Here is a 19,990-nt window from a genome sequence, read left to right as displayed (position 1 = left end):
TACGACCTCAGCCCTCTACGACCTCGGCAGCGACCATCCACTGGGCCTCCACGTCGGACTCCTCCGCCAGCACGGCACGGAGTTCGGCGTCGAGCTTCAGCAACCGGCCGGAGTCCGTCGCGGCCTCCGCGAGCGCCGCGTGCAGCTCGGCCTCCTTCTTGTGCAGCACCTCGAGGCGCCTCTCCAGCCGTGCCAGTTCCTTGCGGGCGGCACGCTGGTCGGCGGCATTGGACGGGGCCTTGTCCGCGGCCGGGGAGGCAGCTCCGGACTCCCTGTCGCGCAGCGAGTCGCGGCGCTTGAGGTACTCCTCGATGCCGCCGGGCAGCTCGGTCAGGCCGCCGTCGCCGAACAGCGCGACGACCTTGTCGCACACGCGCTCGACCAGGTACCGGTCGTGGGAGATCACGACGAGCGTGCCGGCCCACGAGTCCAGCAGGTCTTCGAGCTGCTGCAACGTGTCGATGTCCAGGTCGTTCGTCGGTTCGTCGAGCAGCAGCACGTTCGGCTCGGCCATCAGCAGCCGGCACAGCTGCAACCGGCGGCGCTCGCCACCGGACAGGTCGGAGACCGGCGTCCACTGCTTCTGCGACGAGAAGCCGAACCGCTCGCCCAGTTGCGACGCCGACATCTCGTACTTGCCGAGCACGACGCGGCGCGCGACCTCCTCGATCGCCTCCAGCACGCGCATCGACCCGTTGAGGTCGAGCAGCTCCTGCGAGAGGTGCGCGATCTTGACCGTCGAGCCCTGGATCCGCTTGCCCGTCTCGGGTTCGCGCTCCCCCGCCAGCAGCTTCAGCAGCGTCGTCTTGCCCGAGCCGTTGACGCCGACGAGACCGATCCGCTCACCGGGACCGATGCGCCACGTCAGGTCGCGCACCAGCACCCGGTCCGGAATGGACAGTGTGGCGTCCTCGACCTCGATGACCGTGCGGCCCAGGCGCTTCTTCGCGAACGCCAGCAGCTCGACGTTGTCGCGCAACGGAGGCACGTCCGCGATCAACGCCTCGGCGGCCTCGATCCGGTAGCGGGGCTTCGAGGTCCGCGCGGGAGCGCCGCGGCGCAACCACGCGAGTTCCTTGCGCGCCAGGTTCTGCCGCTTCTCCTCCAGCACGTCCGCGAGCCGCTGCCGTTCGGCGCGGGCGAAGATCCAGTCGGCGTAACCGCCCTCGTACTGCTCGACCTTGCCGTTCACCACTTCCCACGTGCGGTTGCAGACGATGTCGAGGAACCACCGGTCGTGGGTGACGACGACGAGCGCGCACTTGCGGGCCAGCAGGTGCTCCGCGAGCCACCGCACACCCTCGACGTCGAGGTGGTTGGTCGGCTCGTCCAGCACGAGGAGTTCGAGGTCCTGGATCAGCGCGGCGGCCAGCACGACGCGGCGCCGTTCACCACCGGACATCCGCGAGACCACGGAGTCGAGGCCCAGCGCGGTGATCCCCAGACCGTCCAAAATAGACCGAACGCGGGCGTCGGACGCCCACTCGTGCTCGGCGTCGAACCCGAGCGGGTCGATGACCGCGTTGCGCACGGTCGAGCCCTCCGGCAGTTCGGTGCGCTGCGTCACGACGGCCATCCGCAGGTCACGCGACCGCGACACCCGGCCGTCGTCGGCGGCCTCCACCCCGGCCAGCACCTCGAGCAGCGTCGTCTTGCCGCCGCCGTTCAGGCCGACGACACCGATGCGGTCGCCCTCGTTGACGCCGAGCGACACGCCGTCGAGCAGCGGCCGGACGCCGAACGACTTCGACACGGACTCCAGGTTGACCAGGTTGGCCATCAAAACCTCACGACTTCGGAAGAAAGAAACCCCGCTGAAGGCTACCCAGCGGGGTCAACGGCTCAGCTCACCAGCTCACCGACGTCAGGCGTGCACCTCGGGAGGGATGGGCTTGGGCTCCTCAGTCGTGATCACACGCGCTCCGGGCACCGGCCCGTGCGCCACGCGCACCGTCCGGCACACGCCGGCACCGGCGAGCTCGGCGGCCACCTTCACCGCCGCGTCGCCGTCCTCGCACAGGAACGCCGTCGTGGGGCCGGACCCGGACACGATGCCGGCCAGCGCGCCCGCGTCGACACCCGCGCGGAGCGTGCGGCGCAGGTTCGGGCGCAACGAGACGGCGGCGGCCTGCAGGTCGTTGCCGAGCAGCAACGCGAGCTGACGGGGGTCTCCGGAGGACAAGCCTTCGAGCACCGCCTCGACCGCGCCCACGCGGGGCGGATCTCCCTCTGCGCGCAGGCGGTCCAGCTCGTCGAAGACGTCCGGAGTGGACAGTCCGCGGCGGTCGAACGCCAGCACCCAGTGGAACTGGTGGCGGCCCAGCACGGGCACGATCCGCTCACCGCGGCCGGTGCCCACGGCGGTGCTGCCGTACAGCGCGAAGGGGACGTCCGCGCCGAGCTTCCCGGCCAGTTCGGCCAGCTCGTCGCGGCTGATCTCCAGGCGCCACAACGACGACAGGCCGACCAGCGTCGCCGCCGCGTCGGCGCTGCCGCCGGCCATGCCACCCGCGACGGGGATGGCCTTGCGGATGACGACGCGGACCTTGGGGTCGTCCGGGTCCTTGCCCACGTGCGTGGCGAGCAACTGGACCGCGCGCCACGCGAGGTTCGAGGCTCCGGTGGGCACCTGGTCGGCGCCCTCGCCGTACACCTCGACGCCTGGCTCGTCGGCGACCGCGACCGTGACCTCGTCGACCAGCGACAGCGCCTGGAAGATCGTCACCAGGTCGTGGTAACCGTCCGGGCGGACGTCACCTACGGCCAGGTGCAGGTTGACCTTGGCCGGGACGCGAACTGTGACCGGGGGAGGAACGACTGCGAGCACCATGTCAGCCTACGGGCGTTCTGGGGTCTCGGACTCCTCCCCCGGTCACTGTCACGCTCAGACCGGGATGACCGCGCCGTCGAAGGTCTGCTTGATGTAGTCCTTGACCTGCTGCGACGCGAGCAGCTCCGCCAGGTCCTTCACGCGCTTGTCGTCCTTGAGCTCGCTGCGGGTGACCAGGCCGTTCGCGTTCGGGTTGCCCTCGGCCTTCTCCAGCGCGAGCGAGTCGGTGGCCGGCTTGAGGCCCGCGTCGATGGCGTAGTTGCCGTTGATCACGGACGCGTCGGTGTCCTCCAGCGACCGCGGCAGCTGAGCGGCCTCCAGGGGCACGAACTGCAGGTTCTTGGGGTTCTCCGCGAGGTCGCGCACGGTCGGCTGGTCGACGGCCTTGAGCTTGATCAGCCCGTTCGCCTCCAGCAGCTTCAGGCCGCGGGCCTCGTTCGTCGCGTCGTTGGCGACGGCGATCTTGGCGCCGGACGGCAGGTCGCCGAGCTTCTTGACCTTCTTCGAGTAGAGGCCGAGCGGCTCGACGTGGACCGGCTCGACCCACTCGACCTTGGCGCCGCTCTCCTTGGTGAACGTCGCCAGGTACGGGACGGTCTGGAAGTAGTTGGCGTCGAGCGACCCGTCGACCAGCGCCGTGTTCGGCTGCACGTAGTCGGTGAACTCGACGACCTCGATCTTGAGACCCTTCTGCGCGGCGAGGTTGTCGGCCACGTACTTGAGGATCTGGGCGTGCGGAACCGGGGAGACGCCGACCTTGAGCGTGTCGGAGGCGCTGGCACCACCCGACGAGCAAGCGGACAGAGCAGTCAAACCGGTCAAAGCAACTGCGATCAGGGCAGCACGAATACGCATGACGTTCCTTTTGAGAATCTTGCTACGGGTCAGACGGAGGCGTGCCGGCGCCGGTCGGACGCACGGGCGGCACGGGTGAAACCGAACTGGATCACGGTGGTGAGCACGGCGAGCCACGCCACGGTGCTCCACAGGATCCGGTCGTTGAAGCGCTGGTAGCCCTCGCGGATCGCCAGGTCGCCGAGGCCACCGCCACCGATCACGCCCGCCATCGCCGAGTACCCGATGAGGGCGATCACGGTGACGCCGATGGCGTTGATCAGCGCGGGCAGCGACTCGCGGATCAGCACGCTGCGCACGATCCTCAACGTCGAGGCGCCCGTGGTGATCGCGGCCTCGACCACGGTCACGTGCACCTCGGACAGGATGTTCTGCACCAGCCTGCCCACGAAGGGAATCGCTCCCACGGCCAGCGGCACGATGACCGCCGTGCTGCCGATGGAGCCACCGACGATCAGGCGGGTGACGGACGTGAGCGCGACCAGCAGCACGATGAACGGCATCGCGCGGCCCAGGTCGGTGACGAAGCTGAGGATCCTGTGCACCGCGGCGTTCGGCCGCAACCCACCCTGTGCGGTGAGCTGCAGCCAGACACCTACGGGAACTCCGAGAACTGTGGCGATGACGGTCGAGACGCCGACCATGTACAGCGTCTCGCCGGTGGCTTCGAGCAGAAAGCTGAAGACGTCGGGCCAGGGTGTTGCAGACCTCACGCAGCTACTCCCTGGGGGCCCTTCAGGGACCTCTGCACCGAGCCGCCGGCCTCGCCGATCCACTCCAGAGCGGAGTCCGAGCGCTCGCCGTTCAGGCCGAGCCGGAACCGCGCGACAGGCGTCTCGCCCAGGCGCGTGAGGCCACCACCGACGATGTTCAGCTCGACGCCGAACCGGTGGGAGACCTCGGGAAGAAGCGCGCCGACCGCGGCGAACCCGACGAGCACGACGTCCGCGACGCGGTCGTAGCTGCTCTCGTTGATCGGGTTCAGGTCGACGGCGGGCAGCAGCGCGCTGCTCGTGCGACTTCCGGCGTTGTTGACCAGGTCGAGGACCTTGCCGTGTTCGACGACGCGGCCCTGCTCCAGCACAGCGACGTCATCGCAGATCTTCCGGACCACGCCCATGTCGTGCGTGACGACGAGCACGGTCACACCCAGTTCGGCGCGCGCACGGTCGAGCACGGTCAGCACGGAACCGGTGGTCTCCGGGTCCAGGGCGCTCGTGGGCTCGTCGGCGAGGAGCACGGACGGGTTGGCGGCGAGGGCGCGCGCCACGGCGATGCGCTGGCGCTGCCCGCCGGACAGCTGGTCGGGGTACGAGGCGGCCTTGTCGGTGAGCCCGACGAGGTCCAGCAGCTCGCCCACACGAGTGCGGCGCTGCGGTCCGGGCACGCCCGCGGACTCCAGCGGCAGTGCGATGTTGCCGGCCGCCGTGCGCTGACGGAGAAGCGAATCCCCTTGCGGCACAACGCCGATCTGCCGACGGGCGGCCCGCAGCGCGGACCCGTCGAGGCTGGTGATGTCGGTGCCGTCGACGCGGATCGCCCCGGAGTCGGGACGCTCCAGCAGCGCGACGCAACGGGCGAGCGTCGACTTGCCGGCACCACTCGGGCCGACCACGCCGAGCACGGTGCCGGCCTCGACGTCGAGGGTCACGCCGTTGAGGGCGCTGACACCCTGGAAGGACTTGGTGAGGTTTTCGACAGTGATCACTTCTGCTCCACGGCTGCGCGCGACGGCACACAGCCCGGTGGGGGTGTGCGCGATCGAGGTGTGCTGCTCAGGTGTGCGCCACTCTTCAGACGAGTGCGCGTCAAAGGACTTTGAGAAGGCGCCTTAGACGAGGTGGCGACGACATGCAGAAGACGAGCGACGGCACTGGTCGATGACTCGACGGCGCGTCAGCATTCGCGTGGTACCCATGGTGATCCTCCATCGGTCCTGGCGTTAGCACCTGCCCGCATCCAGCGGGTGGTTGCTGCGACGTCGTAGAGCCAGGTCTCTCAGTCGCTCCGGATGGCAAGTAAGAGTCAACCGGACGGACGTTCGGTTGCGCAAGCCAAAACCGGATTCGTTCGACAGATCACACTGATGGCCGATGGATCCCCGGCCTAGGCTTCCGCGATCCGGATGAAGTCGATCACGCTCAACTGCTCACCCCTGAGCTGGGAATCAACGCCCGCTTTCGACAGCAGTTCGTCGACTTCCGCCGAGCCGCCCGCCCAGCCCTTGAGGGCCGCTCGCAGCGTCTTGCGGCGCTGCGCGAACGCGGCGTCGACGATCTGGAAAAGCCTTTTCCGGTCCACTGTGGACAGAAGATTGTCGTGACGCAGGAACCACACCAGGCCCGAGTCGACGTTGGGCGCGGGCCAGAAGACGTTCTTGCCGATCGAGCCGGCCTTCTTCGCCTCGGCGTACCAGGCGAGCTTCACACTGGGGACGCCGTAGATCTTGTTGCCGGGCTTGGCGGCCATCCGGTCGGCGACCTCCGCCTGCACCATCACCAGACCCTTTTGCAGGCTGGGGAGTTCGGCCAAGAGGTGCAGGACCACGGGGACCGCGACGTTGTACGGCAGGTTCGCGACGATCGCGGTGGGTTGTGCCGGTAGGTCCTCTTGGGTGACTTTCATGGCGTCCTTGAGGACGACGTGGAGCTTGCCGGCGTTCTCCGGGTCCATCTCCGCGACCGTCTGCGGGAGGCGAGCGGCCAGCGGAGGGTCGATCTCGACCGCGACGACCTGTTTGGCGCCGGGGAGCAGCGCGAGGGTCAGGGAACCCAGACCGGGCCCGACCTCCAGGACGACGTCGTCCTCGGTGAGCTCGGCCGCGGTGACGATCTTGCGGACCGTGTTCGGGTCGTGCACGAAGTTCTGGCCCAGCTTCTTGGTCGGGCGGATGTCCAGCTCGGCAGCTAGACGACGAACTTCGGCAGGTCCCAGCAGGCTCACCGGTGCATTCTCGCACCAGGCCCGCGGCGGAGGTCGCAGGGGAGGAAACGGCGAAGGCCGCCCGTGGCGAACCACGGACGGCCTTCGGCGGGGGACGGAGAGAGGTTTACGGCAGGCCGAGCTTCGCGCGGCAGCCCGGCCAGGCGCCGTACGTGCCGCCCGCGCGGTCGCGCAGCTTGGTCGCGGTGGCGATCTGCTGTTCGCGGGTCGCCTGGTGCGGCAGCTGCGCGTAGGCGGTGCCACCGTTCGCGGCCCACGTGCTGGCCGAGAACTGGAGGCCGCCGTAGTAGCCGTTGCCGGTGTTGATGGCCCAGTTGCCGCCCGCTTCACACTTGGCGAGGCGGTCCCAGACTTCACCGTCGGGCAGCGGCTTCGTGCCCACGGTGATCTTCTTGGGCTTCGGTTCCTTGGTGACCTTGCTGCTCAGCTTCTCGCGGCTGATTTCCTTGCCGTTCTTGACCGTCACGCGGTACTGCGAGGTCTGCTCGCCCGGCGCGCCGGGGTCGGTGACGGTCTGCTGACCCGCGGTCATGTTCGGGTCGTTGGTCTTCTCGACCGGCGGCGCGACCGGCTCGTTCACGTTGATGACCGTGACGCCGGTGCGGGAGATGTAGACCTCGGCACCGGTCGCGATCTTCACGTCCATGCCGGACGCGACGGCGTCCTCGGGGCCGAGGGAGAGGTTCTCGGCCTTGAGCAGCTCGTCGACGGTCAGCGCGGTCGTCTTGACCTCGCGGACCGGGTTCGCGCCGTCGAACAGCTTGACGGTCTTGCTGGTCTTGACCTCGAGGTTCATGCCCTCGAGCGGCACGGCGTGCGAGCCGGGCATCGACATCCACGCGCCCTCGAGCGGCACGCCGAGCTGCTTGGCGGCCTCCTCGACGGTGACGGAGCGGACCCAGTCCTCGCGGGCCTGGCCGTCGACGCTCATCTTGAGCAGGCGGCCGCGGTCGAGGCTGATCTTGCCGCCGTCGGAGATCGGGGCGTTCAGCGACGGGGACAGGGCGTCGTGCTCACCGACGACGATGCCTTCCTCCGCCAGGACGTCGCCGACCGTGCCCTCGTAGGAGTGGACGGTCTGCATCGCGCCGTCGACCTCGACGGTCAGCGACTTGTCCATCGCCATGGCGGTCACGCCGCCACCGGAGATCGACACGAGGACCGCGGCGACGGTGCCCTTGAGGAAACGGCGCTTCCACGTGGAGGCGGCCTTGACGAGGACCTGCGGGTCCTCGAGCTCCTCTTCCTCCGACGGGAGGACGAGGGGCGGCATGATCGTCGTCTCGGCGTTGATGAGACGGATCAGCTCGTCGACGTCGACGTTCGCCGAGGCGAGCAGGTCGTCGGCGTCCGGGCCGAGCACCTCGAGCACGTCCGCGGGCGTGATGGTCAGCGCACCGGCGGGGAAGCTCGGGTGGGGGTCAGCGACGTCAACCGCCACGCCGCCGACCGGCGTGAACCAGTCGGTGTCGTCGTTGAAGTCGTACGGAGCAGCAGCTCTGTCGCTACCAGACAAGGGTCGATACCTCCATTGCGGAAGCTGTGAGGCCACCGCACAGTTGGCGTTGACAAGATCATTCGAGTTGGAGCTCGAAGGTTCCCGGCAACTCCTCCTACGTGGTCTCGCTTCTTCGCGCTTCTGGCTTCGGTCCCGCCCCGACTGCGGGCGTGCTCCGAACCGACTGGGTCGGCTCAGGTGGCACGGTCACGGGACAGTAACGGGGTAGCCGACGTTGCGCAAACACCCCCGCCAATGTTGTGACGTCAGTCACCCCATGGGGGTAGTAACCCTGTACTCCGTTCGCTCTACGTCGCATTTCAGTGGTCCAGCCCGAACACTCGTTGAGCAGTACGGGTGACGGCGGCGCAGAGTTCAGAAAGATCTTCGCCACGCAACGTAGCGAGATCGCGAACTGTGTAATTCACACAATAGGGTTCATTTGGACGCCCACGATAAGGATGGGGCGTCAGGAACGGCGCGTCCGTCTCGACCAGGAGCTGATCTTGCGGCACCAGTGCCGCCGCTTCCCGCAGCGCACGGGCGTTCTTGAACGTCACCGGGCCCGCGAACGACAGCACGTACCCCGCGTCGACGCACCGCCGGGCGAAGTCCGCGTCACCCGAGAAGCAGTGGAACACCACAGTGGACGGTGCGCCCTCGGAGTCGAGGACCTTGAGGATGTCCTCGTGCGCGTCGCGGTCGTGGATCATCAACGGCTTCCCGACACGCTTGGAAAGGTCGATGTGCCAACGGAATGCCTCGTGCTGGGCGGCCGGCGGCGAGTAGTCCCAGTAGTAGTCCAGACCGGTCTCGCCGATCGCGACCACGCGGGGCAGCACGGCCAGCCGTTCCAGTTCGGCCTTCTCCGCGTCGCCGAAGGAGGACGTGCGCGTCGGGTGCACGGCGACCGCCGCGTAGACCCTCGGGTCCCAAGTGGACGCCTCGGCGGCCCACTGCGCGGCCGCCAGGTCGTCCGCCACGGTGATCACGTGCGAGACGCCGGCGGCCTCCGCCCGGTCGAGCAGGACCGCCACGTCCGCGGCATCGACGGCCCCACACGCGTCGAGATGGGTGTGGGCGTCGATCACCGGTGCCGGAAGAGCTTCCGGCACCGGCGGTCGTTCACGCTTGTCCGTCACTTGACGATCGGGGCCCACTCGGGCCCTTCGTCGCCCAGTTCCTTCTCCAGCCGTGCGAACAAGGGCGACGGCTTCTGCAGCGGCCTGCCCACCTCGAGCGGCGTGGACTCCCACTTGGCCTGCTCACCGGCGTAGTCACCGGTCAGCACCGGGTAGGAGCGATCGGGGATGTCCAGGTCGTCGACCTCGGTCATCTCCGGCTGCGCGGCCCACACGCCCGTGCCGCCCAACGCCTCGTGCACCTTCTGCGCCGAGTGCGGCAGGAACGGCGTCATCAGGGTGTTCGCGTCCTGCACGACCTGCAGTGCCGTGTGCAGCACCGAGTCGCGGCGTTCCAGGTCGTCCTTGAGCTTCCAGGGCTCCTGGTCGGACAGGTACTTGTTCGCCAGGGAGATCACGCGCATGGCCTCGCCGGTGGCCTGCTTGAACCGCGAGCGGCGCAGGTGCGCGCCGACCGTGTCGAACGCCGCCTTGGACTGCGCGAGCAGCTCGTGGTCGGCGGGCGTCAGCGCCGTGGCCTTCGGGATCGCGCCGACGTTCTTGTGCGCCATCGAGATCGAGCGGTTGACCAGGTTGCCCCACTCGTTCGCCAGCTCGAAGTTCGTCCGGCGGACGAACTCCTCCCAGGTGAAGTCGGTGTCCTGGTTCTCGGGACCCGCGACGGAGATGAAGTACCGCAGCGCGTCCGGCCCGAACTCCTTGAGGAAGTCGCCGACGTAGATCACGGTGCCGCGCGAGGTGGAGAACTTCGAGCCGCTCATCGTCAGGTACTCCGACGACACGACCTCGGTCGGCAGGTTCAGCGTGCCGAACCGGCCGGGCTCGCCGCCCTTGTCACCCGCGCCGTTCTGCCCGAGCAGCAGCGACGGCCAGATCAGCGAGTGGAAGACGATGTTGTCCTTGCCCATGAAGTAGTAGCCCTGGGCGTCGCCCGTCCAGAACTCCTTCCAGGCGTCGGGGTTCCCGGTGCGCCGCGCCCACTCGACGGACGCGCTCAGGTAGCCGATCACGGCGTCGAACCACACGTAGAACCGCTTCATCGGCTGGTCGCTCCACCCGTCGAGCGGGATCGGCACACCCCAGTCGAGGTCGCGGGTGATGGCGCGCGGCCGCAGGTCCTTGATCAGGTTCTGCGAGAACTTGAGCACGTTCGGGCGCCAGTCGGACCGCGTGCCCATCCAGCTGCCCAGCGAGTCGATGAACGCGGACAGGTCGAGGAACAGGTGCTCGGTCTCGACGAACTTCGGCGTCTCGCCGTTGATCTTCGAGCGCGGGTTGATCAGCTCGGACGGGTCGAGCTGGTTGCCGCAGTTGTCGCACTGGTCGCCCCGCGCGCCCTCGTACCCGCAGATCGGGCAGGTGCCCTCGATGTAGCGGTCGGGCAGCGTGCGGCCGGTCGACGGGCTGATGGCGCCCATCTCGGTCTTGGGGACGACGTAGCCGTTCTTCCACAGCGCGGAGAACAGGTCCTGCACCACCCGGTAGTGGTTACCGGTGGTGGTGCGGGTGAAGAGGTCGTAGGACAGGCCGAGGCCCTGCAGGTCACCGGCGATGACGCGGTTGTACTTGTCGGCGAGCTCGCGGGCCGTCAGGCCCTCCTTCTCGGCCTGCACCTGGATGGGTGTGCCGTGCTCGTCCGTGCCGCTGACCATGAGCACCCGGTGTCCGGACATCCGCATGTAGCGGGAGAAGACGTCGGACGGGACACCGAAACCGGAGACGTGACCGATGTGCCTGGGGCCGTTTGCATAAGGCCAGGCCACCGCGGTCAGTACGGAGGCACTCATGGACATAGCCTACGGAGGCGGTGCCAGGGGGTTTTCACCGAGTGGGAGGTCTGTTTGTCCGCGACCAGAATGCTGGTGCTCGGCGTGGTGAAGCTCGTCGGCGAGGCCCACGGTTACGTGGTGCGCCGCGAGCTGAAGTCGTGGTCGGCGGACAGCTGGGCGAACGTGCAGCCGGGTTCGATCTACCACGCGCTGAAGGCGCTGGCCAAGGACGGACTGCTGGAGCCGGTCGGCACCGAGTCCGGCGAGGGCCCCGCCCGCACGACCTACCGGATCACCGCGGCCGGTGAGCACGAGCTGGACGACCTGCTCGGCCACGCCCTGGCCGACCCCGCCGCCGGCAACGACGAGGTCTCCGCGGGCGTGGCGATGCTCAACCTGCTCCCCCGCAGGCAGGCGGTCGTGCTGCTGAAGAACCGGCTCGCGGGTCTCGAGGGGCAGCTCACCCCGACCCGGCACGGCATCGCGTCGATGCCGGAGATGGGCAAGCCCGCGCACGTCAGCGAGCTGTTTCGACTCTGGCTCGTCCATCTCGAAGGCCAGGTGCGCTGGACTCAGGAGCTGATCGAACGCCTAGAGGCCGGTGCTTACGAGCTGAAGGACTAGTCAAACTTGATTAGTTCTCGCTAGCCTCTAGTCAAAGTTGACTAGAGGGGGTTTCGTCATGATCAAGGCACGCGGCCTCGCGCGCCGGTTCACGACCAAGACCGGTCCGGTGGACGCGGTGCGGGGCGTGGACATCGACGTCGCGGAGGGGGAACTCGTCGGGTTCCTCGGCCCGAACGGCGCCGGCAAGTCCACGACGTTGCGCATCCTCACCACGCTGCTGCACCCGACCGCCGGCGAGGCCACCATCGCCGGGCACGACCTGCTGACGGACCCGGCCGGGGTGCGCCGCAACATCGGCTACGTCGGCCAGAAGAACGGCGCCGGGCTCGACCAGCGGGTCACCGACGAGCTCGACTTCCAGGCCCGCTTCTACGGCCTGTCCAAGCACGACGCCCGCAGGAAGGTCGCCGGCCTGCTCGAACGGTTCGACCTGGTCGGCCTGGAAAAGCGCGGCGTCGTCACGCTCTCGGGCGGCCAGCAGCGCCGGCTCGACATCGCGATGGGCATGCTGCACGACCCGCGGCTGCTGTTCCTGGACGAACCGTCCACGGCGCTCGACCCGCAGAGCCGCCGGAACCTGTGGGACCACATCAAGCAGCTCAAGGCCGACGGCGTCACGGTCTTCCTGACCACGCACTACCTCGACGAGGCCGACTACCTGAGCGACCGGCTGCTGGTCATCGACCACGGCTCGATCGTCGGCGAGGGCTCACCGGACGAGCTGAAGCACCGCGTCTCCGGCGACCTGGTCGTGCTCGGCACACCCCAGGCCTCGCTCGTCGCCACGAAGTTCGAGAACGCGGTCGTCGAGGGCGAGAAGGTCAGCTTCCGCATCCCGAACGGCGACCGCGCGTTGCCGGGACTGTTGCGCGACCTCGACAACATCGGCGTCGAACTGCACAGCGTCCAGGTGCACCGGCCGACCCTCGACGACGTGTTCCTGACCATGACCGGCCGGTCGCTGCGGGAGGAAGCCAATGCTGCCTAGGAACCTTTTGCGTGACACCTGGCTCGTCTTTTGCCGAGTGATGCTGCCGGTCGTGCGCAACCCCGTCGCGATCGTGTTCGGGATCGCCCAGCCGTTGCTCTACCTAGGCCTGTTCGGACCGTTGCTCGGCGACACCGGCTGGCAGTGGTTCGTGCCGGGGTTGCTGGTGCAGATGGCGTTGTTCGGCACGGCCTACGCGGGCTTCTCGCTGCTGCCCGAGGTCCGCACGGGCGTGATGGAACGGCTGCGGGTCACCCCGGTCAGCCGGGTCGCGCTGCTCGTCGGGCGGGTCGGCAAGGACGTCGTGCTGCTGGTCGTGCAGAGCCTGCTGATCATGCTGGCCGCGATGCTGTTCGGCTTCCGCGCGTCGCCGGGGCAGATGCTGCTCGGGCTCGGCCTGGTGGCGTTGCTGGGCGTCGCGATCGGCTCCGTGTCGTACGCGATCGCGCTGAAGGTCAAGCTGGAGTACGTCTTCGCGTCCGTGCTGTCGGCGTCGATCGTGCCGTTGATGCTTCTGAGCGGCGTGCTGCTGCCGATGTCGAACGGCCCGCAGTGGCTCTACTGGCTGTCGCGGATCAACCCGCTGGCGCACGTCGTCGACGCCGAGCGGTCGATCTTCAACCCCGGCTCGATGCTCTACGGGCTGATCTCGGTCGCGGCGCTGGTGCTCGTCGGCGTGTTCTACGGCGTGCGCACGTTCAACAAGGAGTCAGCTTGACTTGATCGCGGCGTCGTAGAGGGTCTTCTTGCTGATCCCGGCCGCCTCCGCGACCTCGGCGGCAGCCGACTTCATCCGTTCCCCGTCGGCGACGCGCTGCTTGACCTCGGCGACGAGCGTGTCGAGGTCCGGCGTGTCCGCGATGGGAGCGGGACCGAGCACCACGGTGATCTCGCCGCGTGCGCCCTCCACGGCCCACTCGGCGAGTTCTGCCAATGAACCTCGCACGACCTCTTCGTACTTCTTCGTCAGCTCGCGGCACACGGCGGCGCGTCGGTCCGGCCCGAGCACCTCGACGGCGTCTTTCAGGGTCTCCGCGAGCCGGTGCGGCGCCTCGAAGAACACGACCGTCCGCTGCTCGGTGGCCAAAGGGGCGAACCAGCGCTTGCGCTCGCCGGACTTGCGCGGCGGGAAGCCGTCGAACGCGAACCGGTCGCTCGGCAGGCCCGAGAGCGCGAGCGCCGTCGTCACCGCGGAGGGCCCCGGCAGGCACGTGACCGTGAGGTCCTGCTCGACACACGCGGCGACGAGCCGGTAGCCCGGATCGGAAACCGACGGCATTCCGGCGTCCGTCACGAGCAGCACGGTTTCGCCGTTGTGGAGCGACTCGAGCAGCTTCGGCAGGCGGCCGACCTCGTTCTGCTCGTAGAAGCTGATCACCCGCCCCGACGGCTTGACCTGCAACGCCATGGCCAGGCTGTGCAGCCGCCGGGTGTCCTCGGCGGCGATCACGTCGGCCGTCTCGAGGGCCTCGATCAGGCGCGCGGAGGCGTCGCGGATGTCCCCGAGAGGGGTGGCTGCCAGGACTAGACGGCCTGAACCGGATACAGGACTCACAAGCTTCACCCTACGATCGGCGGCGTGACAGTCCTCGTGCAGCCAGGAGAGGCGCCCGTCGTCGTCGAGGAGCCGCCTACGGATCGTGCGGCGGTACTAGACCCGCCACCGTCCGGAGACCGCTTGCGCGGGTGGCTCATGACGGCCGTCGTGACGCTGATCGGTGCCGTCGTGCGCTTCTGGAACGTCGGTTATCCGACGGACAAGGGCACGCCGATCTTCGACGAGAAGCATTACGTGCCGCAGACGGCGCAGGTGCTGCGCAACGGCGGTTACGAGGACAACCCGGGCTACGAGCTGATCGTGCACCCGCCGCTCGCCAAACAGCTGATGGCGATCGGCCAGGAGCTCTTCGGCTACGACGGCATCGGCTGGCGGTTCGCCTCGGCGCTCGCGGGCGCGATCACGATCCTGCTGATCATCCGCATCGCCCGCCGCCTGACCCGGTCGGACCTGCTGGGCGCGCTCGCCGGCATCCTGCTCATCGCGGACGGCGTCTCGCACGTCCAGTCGCGGATGGGCATGCTCGACATCTTCATCGCGCTGTTCGTGGTGGCCGCGTTCGGCTGCCTGGTCGCGGACCGCGAGCAGATGCGGGCACGACTGGCCGTCGCCGTCCGCGAGGGCTTCATCAACAACTCGGCGTTCGGCCCGTCGCTCGGCTTCCGCTGGTGGCGCGTCGGCGCGGGCGTGATGCTCGGTGCGGCGTGCGGCATCAAGTGGTCGGGCATCTGGTACATCGCGGCGTTCGGTCTGCTCACGGTGATCTGGAGCGCGCTGGCCCGCCGTGCCGCGGGCGTCGAGGAGCCGTGGCTGGGCGCGCTGGTGAAGGACGTCCTGCCGTCGCTGGGCGGCCTGGTCGCGATCCCCGTGCTCGTCTACATCGCGACGTGGTTCCCGTGGATGGCCAGCGAGACCGGCATCGACCGCCACGTGGTCGGCACCAAGATCCAGGACGTCACGTGGATCCCCGACACCCTGCAGTCGCTCTGGTACAACGCGAAGAACGTCTACAAGTTCCACGTCGAGCTGGTCACCTCGGAGACCAACAGGCACCCGTGGGAGTCGAAGCCGTGGACGTGGCCCATGGGCCTGCGCCCGATGCTCTACTACTACGACAACTCCGTCACGGGCTGCGGCGCCGCATCGTGCCTCGGCGCGATCATGCTCATCGGCACGCCCGCGATGTGGTGGCTCGCGTTCCCGGTGATCGGCTGGGCCCTGTTCCGCACGATCGGCCGGATGGACTGGCGCTACGCCGGCGTCCTGGTCGGCTACGCCGCGGGCCTGCTGCCGTGGTTCCTCAACCTCGACCGGCAGATGTACTTCTTCTACGTCACGCCGATGGCGCCGTTCCTGGTGCTGCTGATCGTGCTGGCGATGGGCGAGGTCCTGGGACGCAGGTCTTCGGGTTCCGAACGGCGTGGCACCGGGCTGCTGGTCGTCGCGCTGTACGTGGGCATCGTGGTGGCGAACTTCGTGTGGCTGTGGCCGATCCTGAACGGCAACCCGATCACACCGGAGATGTGGCAGCAGCAGCTGTGGCTGCCTAGCTGGCGCTGATCTCCAGCGCTCGTTCTCTCGTCAGGTCACCTTCCAGCCGGAAGGTGACCTGATCTTTCTGCCAGAGCAGGGTCTGGGCAGCTCCCTGCGGTTCCTCGGTGTGCCATGCGCCGTCGCGGTCGATGTAGAAGAACACGTGCGGCTGCGGGATCCAGACCTTGCCGTCGACCTGCTCGACTCCGTCCTGGTGGACGAGTTTGCCGATGGTCGAGCTGATCGTGCCGTCGAACTGGTCCAGTCTCAGGTCTCCGTAGTGCAGCGTGACGAACCGTCCTTCGTGGACGGTGACCTGGTCCGGCGTGCCGAGCGCCGCGGGCAGGTGGATCTCGAACGGCATCTGCTTTCGCGCTTCTTCGAGCGAGACGTCGTTGCTGGGCAACGGAGGGGCTGTCGTCAGCGGTGCTTCGGTGCGGAACTCGACGCCGGCGAACTCCAGCAGTTGCTGGACGCCCGCCCGGACGGCCGGGGACACCGCGAAGGCGATGGCGAACGCGGTGATGGCCGCTGCCAGCGCCTTGAGCCATCGTCTCCGGGGTGCGTTGATGCGGGTGAGCACCGCGGCCGTGACGTCCGGTGGCTCCGGCACGTGGAGGTGGCGGCCGAGGTCTCTCAGCGCTTCCGCCTGGTCATCGATCACGGGCCACCTCCTCCAGCATCGGACGCAGTTTCGCGAGGGCTCTGGACAGCCGGGACTTCACGGTCCCCTTGGCGAGGTTCAGGGTCTGCGCGGTCTCGGCCTCGCTCAGGTCCAGCAGGTACCGGCACGTGACGACCTGCCGGTCGTGCTCCGGCAGGCTCTGCACGGCCTTCAGGAGCTTGGCGCGGGAGTCGTCCACCAGCGTGCCGGGGTCGTCGTGGTCGACGGTCTCCGTGATGGCCGCGAGCTTCAGCTCCATCAGGTTGCGCCGCCGCCGGCCGCGGTGCAGGTTCTTCGTCTCGTTGGCCACGATCTTGAGCAGCCACGGTTTGAAGTCCAGGCCTTCTTTGAAGGTGCCGAGCTTCCGATAAGCCTTCACGAACGCCTCCTGCACCACGTCACCGGCGTCCGCACCGGCCCCGAGCAGGTACGCCGTCCGGTGTGCGAGCGCGGTGTACCGGGCGACCAGCTCGCCGTAGGCCGCCTGGTCGCCTGCGATCGCCCGTGCCACCGCTTCGTCCGTGATGCCCTCTCTACACCGGGAACCACACTTCGGTTCCCGGTGTATTCGCGTCATGAGAATTCTGGCCTTGTTGTGCGCTTTCCTGCTGATCAGCGCACCTACTGCTGTCGCGGGCGGCTGGGCGGTCACGTACGTCGACCCGGTGCCGTCGATCCAGGCCGACACGACCCACACCGCCGGCTACTGGGTGCTGCAGCACGGCACCCACCCGTTCTCCGGCGATCTCGGCAAGACCGGCCTGCGCTTCCAGTCCGGCACGGACTCGTTTGAGTTCCCAGGCGTGGCGCTGGGCGAACCCGCGCACTACGCCGTGACGTTCTCCCTGCCCGCCGGGACCTACGAGGTGTTCGGAATGCAGGGGATGTTCCAGGAGCACCCGCTGGGCACGCTGACCGTGCCGGGCACGTTGCTGGTGAAACCCGTGGACCCGCAGGTGGCGCAGGGCGCTGGCGACTGGCCGTGGAAGACGATCGCACCGCCGCTGAAGAAGATCTCGGCCTCCCCCGCACCGGCCGCCGTGACGGTACCGGACCCGCCCTCGGGAAAGCCCTTGCCCGTGTGGCTCGTCGGGCTGGTCGTGGTCGGCGCGGCCGGGGTGTTCCTGCTGCTGCGCAAGCGGTTGAGGCCTGCTGCCCGTAGGTGAGTGGTGAGGCGATCGGCGGAAACCGCCTCACCACTCTTCGCGTGGCATCCCGTGAGATGCCGAGGCTTTCCGGGTGAACCACGGCTTAGGTCGCTGGACGGTGAATCACCGTTACGGACCGGTTCGACGTTCACCCGGTTCGCCTAGGAATTCGCGTCGATTACCATCCACGCCGTTCAACCCGAACGAGTGACCCCCGAAAGTTGCACTTCCTGACTTCGGGTGGTCGCGGGGTCCTTCCTGGGGGAGATCGGCGCTGATGAGCACGACTGTCGAGTTGCATCCGGAGCACAGTCGCCGGAGTCCTGCCGGCGATGATCCTCCGAAGGATCTCCGTTTCCGCACGGACATCCAGGCGCTGCGCGCGATCGCCGTGCTGGCCGTGGTCGTGAACCACTTCTGGCCGAACGCGCTGACCGGGGGTTATGTCGGAGTCGACGTCTTCTTCGTCATCTCCGGGTTCCTGATCACTTCGCACCTCGACCGCGAGATCGTCCGGACCGGCCGACTGCGACTCGGCCAGTTCTACGCACGCCGAGTCCGGCGCCTGCTGCCGGCGGCTTTGCTGGTGCTCGGTGTCAGCCTCACCGCGGCGTACTTCCTGCTGCCGTACCCACGCTGGACCGCCAACGCCTGGGAGTCCTTCGCGGCCGCGTCCTACTGGGAGAACTGGCGGCTGGCCGCCAAGTCGGTGAACTACTCGGCGCAGAACGAAGCCGCGAGTCTCGTCCAGCACTACTGGTCGCTGTCGGTGGAGGAACAGTTCTACCTGTTCTGGCCGCTACTGCTGATCGGCCTGTTCACGATCGGCAGGCGCCGCTGGGTCCTGGTGGGCGTCGCCGTTCTGGGCGCGTTGTCGCTGGGCCTGAGCGTCTACTACACGATCGACTCGCCGAGCGCGGCGTACTTCATCACCCCGGTGCGGGTGTGGGAGTTCGCCATCGGCGCCGGTGTCGCTCTGGCTGCCGCGAAGCTGACGCTGCCGCGCGTGGCTGCGGAATCGGCGGCGTTCGCCGGTCTCGCGATGATCATCGCCGCGGTGTTCGTCTACGACCACCACACGGCGTTCCCCGGCTACCTCGCGCTGATCCCCACGATCGGCACCGGCCTGGTGATCATCTCGGGCCTGCGCCCTGGCCGTCAGTGGCACACCGCCGTGACGGCGTCAGGACCCGTGCAGTTCGTGGGCAACATCAGCTACTCGCTCTACCTGTGGCATTGGCCGATCGTGCTGCTCGCGCCGTTCGCGTTGAGCGGCCTGTTGGACAAGGGCGAACTCAGCACACCTTGGTTGCTCGGCCTGCTCGTGCTGGCGATGGGGCTGGCGTGGCTGTCGAAGGTTCTGGTCGAGGACCGCGGTATGTCGTGGGGCCCGCTGAGGCGCAGCAGCAAGCTGACGTTCGCGGCCATGACCGCGGGCATCGTCGTCGTGGCGGTCATGGCCGCCGGGTTGCAGTGGACCTACCAACGGCACGTCGTTCAGGCCGAGCGCGACGCGGCCGCGGGGTTGAACACGCCCTGTCACGGCGCCGGTGCACTTGTCGGTGCCAACGGCTGCACCGAGCCGTTCAGTCCGGCCCGCACCACCGCGATGGGACCCGCGAACGAGTACTTCCGACCCGACTCCGTGTGCAAGGCGAACCCGGAGTACGACGCCGGGGACATAGCCACGACGGCGACCTGTGACTACAGCGGCGGCTCTGCCAACCCGGAGAAGGTGTGGCTGCTCGGCGACTCGCACGCGCAGCAGTGGCAGACGGCCGTCTTCGAACTGGCCCGTGAACGCAAGTGGCTGCTCAAGACCAGCTACCTGGGAGCCTGTCCGTTCGCGGAGGTCAAGGTGGTGGAGTTCCACAACAAGCCGGCATCGCCGAAGCACGGTGAGATCTGCTCGACCTGGACGAGGCGGATGACCGACGTGATCGCCGCCGACAAGCCGACATTGGTGCTGACGTCGTTCTTCTCGCGCAAGGAGAAGGTCGACGACAACAGCGGCCGGAGCCAAACCGACCAGTACCGCGACGGACTCGAACCTCGCTGGCAGAAGTGGACCGACGCGGGTGCCCGCGTGGTCGCGCTCGCCGACCCGCCCTACAACGGCGACGTCCGTTCCCCGGACTGTGTGGTGCTCAACCCGTCGAACCCGCTTGCCTGCGCGACGCCGCGCTCACAGGCACAACCCCCCGAGCCGCTGGTCGAGGTCGCCCGCAGTTCGAAGAACCCTGGGGTGTCCGTGATCGACCTGACCGACTACTTCTGCGACGAGCAGAACTGCTACGCCGTGGTGGGCAAGGTGCCGGTCTACTACGACCCGGATCACCTGAACGGCGTGTACACCCGATCGCTGGCGCCCATGATCGGCAAGGCGCTCAGCTGAGGCCACGAGGGGGGAACGTCCGCGGACGTTCCCCCTCGAA

General features: G+C 68.2%; 18 protein-coding genes and 1 riboswitch. Of the genes, 6 read left to right on the top strand and 12 right to left on the bottom strand.

What is annotated here, in order from left to right; all coding sequences use genetic code 11:
* Nucleotides 1–7 precede the first annotated feature (7 nt).
* The 9 genes from PV646_RS14600 to metG form a co-directional block, all read right to left on the bottom strand.
* Nucleotides 8–1,783, bottom strand: coding sequence for an ABC-F family ATP-binding cassette domain-containing protein (locus PV646_RS14600; protein WP_500341942.1), 1,776 nt, complete (start codon nucleotides 1,781–1,783; stop codon nucleotides 8–10).
* A gap of 81 nt (nucleotides 1,784–1,864) precedes the next feature.
* Nucleotides 1,865–2,827 carry a 4-(cytidine 5'-diphospho)-2-C-methyl-D-erythritol kinase gene (locus tag PV646_RS14595; protein WP_500341941.1) on the bottom strand — a complete coding sequence of 321 codons (963 nt, stop codon included), beginning with the start codon at nucleotides 2,825–2,827 and terminating at the stop codon, nucleotides 1,865–1,867.
* Nucleotides 2,828–2,884: 57 nt separating this feature from the next.
* Complete coding sequence (locus PV646_RS14590) at nucleotides 2,885–3,685, bottom strand: MetQ/NlpA family ABC transporter substrate-binding protein (protein ID WP_500341940.1); 801 nt, start codon at nucleotides 3,683–3,685, stop codon at nucleotides 2,885–2,887.
* Nucleotides 3,686–3,714: 29 nt separating this feature from the next.
* Nucleotides 3,715–4,398, bottom strand: a complete 684-nt coding sequence (locus PV646_RS14585; protein WP_500341939.1) for a methionine ABC transporter permease — start codon at nucleotides 4,396–4,398, stop codon at nucleotides 3,715–3,717.
* Nucleotides 4,395–5,393, bottom strand: coding sequence for a methionine ABC transporter ATP-binding protein (locus PV646_RS14580; protein ID WP_452251216.1), 999 nt, complete (start codon nucleotides 5,391–5,393; stop codon nucleotides 4,395–4,397). The genes PV646_RS14585 and PV646_RS14580 overlap by 4 nt, the downstream gene beginning before the upstream one ends.
* A gap of 216 nt (nucleotides 5,394–5,609) precedes the next feature.
* Nucleotides 5,610–5,703: riboswitch (SAM riboswitch) on the bottom strand.
* Between the two features lie 88 nt (nucleotides 5,704–5,791).
* Nucleotides 5,792–6,628, bottom strand: a complete 837-nt coding sequence (gene rsmA, locus PV646_RS14575; RefSeq protein ID WP_500341938.1) for a 16S rRNA (adenine(1518)-N(6)/adenine(1519)-N(6))-dimethyltransferase RsmA — start codon at nucleotides 6,626–6,628, stop codon at nucleotides 5,792–5,794.
* 106 nt (nucleotides 6,629–6,734) lie between these two features.
* On the bottom strand, nucleotides 6,735–8,144 hold the full coding sequence (locus PV646_RS14570) for a resuscitation-promoting factor (RefSeq protein ID WP_500341937.1): 1,410 nt from the start codon (nucleotides 8,142–8,144) through the stop codon (nucleotides 6,735–6,737).
* Between the two features lie 302 nt (nucleotides 8,145–8,446).
* The gene (locus PV646_RS14565; protein WP_500341936.1) at nucleotides 8,447–9,268 is read right to left on the bottom strand and encodes a TatD family hydrolase; all 822 of its coding nucleotides are present in this window, start codon (nucleotides 9,266–9,268) and stop codon (nucleotides 8,447–8,449) included.
* Entirely contained in the window at nucleotides 9,265–11,055 is a 1,791-nt protein-coding gene (gene metG, locus PV646_RS14560) for a methionine--tRNA ligase (RefSeq protein WP_500341935.1), read from the bottom strand. Before metG ends, PV646_RS14565 begins: the two co-directional genes overlap by 4 nt.
* Before the next feature lie 54 nt (nucleotides 11,056–11,109).
* Between metG and PV646_RS14555 the strand changes: the two genes are divergently transcribed.
* From PV646_RS14555 to PV646_RS14545, 3 genes are read left to right on the top strand one after another with little or no spacing between them, the layout of a single operon-like run.
* Nucleotides 11,110–11,661, top strand: a complete 552-nt coding sequence (locus PV646_RS14555; RefSeq protein ID WP_500341934.1) for a PadR family transcriptional regulator — start codon at nucleotides 11,110–11,112, stop codon at nucleotides 11,659–11,661.
* Nucleotides 11,662–11,719: 58 nt separating this feature from the next.
* Entirely contained in the window at nucleotides 11,720–12,652 is a 933-nt protein-coding gene (locus tag PV646_RS14550) for an ATP-binding cassette domain-containing protein (RefSeq protein WP_500341933.1), read from the top strand.
* Nucleotides 12,642–13,370, top strand: a complete 729-nt coding sequence (locus PV646_RS14545; RefSeq protein ID WP_500341932.1) for an ABC transporter permease — start codon at nucleotides 12,642–12,644, stop codon at nucleotides 13,368–13,370. Before PV646_RS14550 ends, PV646_RS14545 begins: the two co-directional genes overlap by 11 nt.
* Here the strand turns inward: PV646_RS14545 and rsmI are convergent.
* Nucleotides 13,362–14,207, bottom strand: coding sequence for a 16S rRNA (cytidine(1402)-2'-O)-methyltransferase (rsmI, locus tag PV646_RS14540; protein WP_500341931.1), 846 nt, complete (start codon nucleotides 14,205–14,207; stop codon nucleotides 13,362–13,364). The two genes, PV646_RS14545 and rsmI, sit on opposite strands and share 9 nt — an antisense overlap.
* A gap of 24 nt (nucleotides 14,208–14,231) precedes the next feature.
* Between rsmI and PV646_RS14535 the strand changes: the two genes are divergently transcribed.
* Complete coding sequence (locus PV646_RS14535) at nucleotides 14,232–15,770, top strand: dolichyl-phosphate-mannose--protein mannosyltransferase (protein ID WP_500341930.1); 1,539 nt, start codon at nucleotides 14,232–14,234, stop codon at nucleotides 15,768–15,770.
* On the opposite strand, the gene PV646_RS14530 is transcribed toward PV646_RS14535, so the two are convergent.
* The gene (locus tag PV646_RS14530) at nucleotides 15,757–16,407 is read right to left on the bottom strand and encodes a hypothetical protein (RefSeq protein WP_500341929.1); all 651 of its coding nucleotides are present in this window, start codon (nucleotides 16,405–16,407) and stop codon (nucleotides 15,757–15,759) included. The genes PV646_RS14535 and PV646_RS14530 overlap by 14 nt on opposite strands.
* A complete protein-coding gene (locus PV646_RS14525; protein WP_500341928.1) occupies nucleotides 16,397–16,918 on the bottom strand; it encodes an RNA polymerase sigma factor in 522 nt (173 codons plus the stop codon). Before PV646_RS14525 ends, PV646_RS14530 begins: the two co-directional genes overlap by 11 nt.
* A gap of 64 nt (nucleotides 16,919–16,982) precedes the next feature.
* Between PV646_RS14525 and PV646_RS14520 the strand changes: the two genes are divergently transcribed.
* Nucleotides 16,983–17,573: a hypothetical protein gene (locus PV646_RS14520; RefSeq protein WP_500341927.1), complete on the top strand. Its 591-nt coding sequence runs from the start codon at nucleotides 16,983–16,985 to the stop codon at nucleotides 17,571–17,573.
* A gap of 259 nt (nucleotides 17,574–17,832) precedes the next feature.
* Nucleotides 17,833–19,950, top strand: a complete 2,118-nt coding sequence (locus tag PV646_RS14515; RefSeq protein WP_500341926.1) for an acyltransferase family protein — start codon at nucleotides 17,833–17,835, stop codon at nucleotides 19,948–19,950.
* Nucleotides 19,951–19,990: the final 40 nt, after the last annotated feature.

Origin of the sequence: Streptomyces sp. ID05-26A (genome assembly GCF_033794685.1) — a bacterium.
Classification (GTDB): Bacteria; Actinomycetota; Actinomycetes; order Mycobacteriales; family Pseudonocardiaceae; genus Lentzea.
Note: the sequence above shows the minus strand (reverse complement) of the source record. Positions and strands in the feature narration are given on the sequence as shown.